Origin of the sequence: Halarchaeum sp. P4, from assembly GCF_051195175.1 — an archaeon.
Lineage (GTDB): Archaea > Halobacteriota > Halobacteria > Halobacteriales > Halobacteriaceae > Halarchaeum.
The window spans coordinates 1-532 of record NZ_JBNTKC010000010.1; the positions used below are offsets into that span (position 1 = coordinate 1).

General features: G+C 50.2%; 1 protein-coding gene. It reads right to left on the reverse strand.

All coding sequences use genetic code 11. The features are described from left to right. Positions 1–28: 28 nt before the first annotated feature. Positions 29–532 (reverse strand): SRPBCC family protein (locus tag ACQUS8_RS16070; RefSeq protein WP_435102983.1); only part of this gene is annotated, 504 nt, incomplete at its 5' end.

The window sequence follows — 532 nt, forward strand, 5'->3', positions numbered from 1 at the left end:
CTGCTTAATCATCGGATGAAGCAAGCGGTTACACCGTTTGACGTTCTGCAATGGACTTGAGTTCTTGATTTCGAGATTCGATTAGGTTCCGCATATACCGTTCAAGGACGACTGTATCGACAAGTGTCCCGAGAATACCGTATGGTGATGAAAACTGGAACTCGTCGGTCATCTTGGTTCGGTCAGGAGCGAGGCGCTCAAAGTAATGGTCGTGAACCATCTCCGCGAAGGGGCCGTCAACCTGTCTGTCTTGGAAATACTCGGGAGACTCCATCTCGGTGATTTCAACGGTGAGTTCCAACGAGAGTCCAAAATGAGTTGCACGCCACGTCACCACATCGCCTTCTTCAAAATGCCCACTCGTGGTTCCGGCCACCGCTTGTTCGGAGTGGCCCATCGTTTCTGTATGAAGTTCCACGTTCCGCGCTAAATCGAAAACCTGGTCAATAGGAGCCGAAATCTCCGTCTCCAGAACAAGTCTTGGCATCTGTTGACAGCATAGTATCCGAAGAGGGAGAAAAGTGAATTGGCT